The 647-nt window shown below is 37.6% G+C and carries 1 protein-coding gene; it reads left to right on the top strand.

The genetic code is table 11. The features are described from left to right. Positions 1–647: transketolase-like TK C-terminal-containing protein (locus tag CLCHR_RS24275; RefSeq protein ID WP_278337033.1), on the top strand; the 647-nt coding region annotated here is incomplete at both ends.

Raw genomic sequence — 647 nt, 5'->3', positions numbered from 1 at the left:
GGTGCTATGAGATTATCAGCTCTTATGAATCTTCCAATAGCTTATGTATTAACACATGACAGTATTGGTGTAGGAGAAGACGGTCCAACTCACCAACCAATAGAACAATTAGCAGCACTTAGAAGTATGCCAAACATGACAGTATTTAGACCAGCAGATTCAAAAGAAACTGCAGCAGCTTGGTATTATGCTGTAACTAACGGAACTACTCCAACATCATTAGTATTAACAAGACAAAAGTTACCACTATATGATGGATGCGCTAAGAGAGCTTTAAAGGGTGGGTATATCCTTAAAGATTCTAAGAAAGAAACTCCAGATGTACTTTTAATGGCATCAGGTTCAGAAGTGGAATTAATCTACAAAGCAGCTGACGAACTAGCGGCTAAAGGAATAGATGCTAGAGTTATAAGTATGCCAGCATTCGAATTATTCGAAGCTCAAGACGAAGCTTACAAAGAATCAGTAATGCCAAAGGCAGTTCGTGCAAGAGTTGCAGTTGAAGCATTAACAAGCTTTGGATGGCACAAATATGTAGGTCTTGATGGAGAAGTTATATCATTAGATACTTTTGGAGCATCAGGAAATGCAGAAACATTATTTAAACAATTTGGATTCACAGTAGAAAATGTGGTAGAAAAAGCAGT

The organism is Clostridium chromiireducens (assembly GCF_002029255.1).
Taxonomy (GTDB): Bacteria; Bacillota; Clostridia; order Clostridiales; family Clostridiaceae; genus Clostridium; species Clostridium chromiireducens.
Note: the sequence above shows the minus strand (reverse complement) of the source record. Positions and strands in the feature narration are given on the sequence as shown.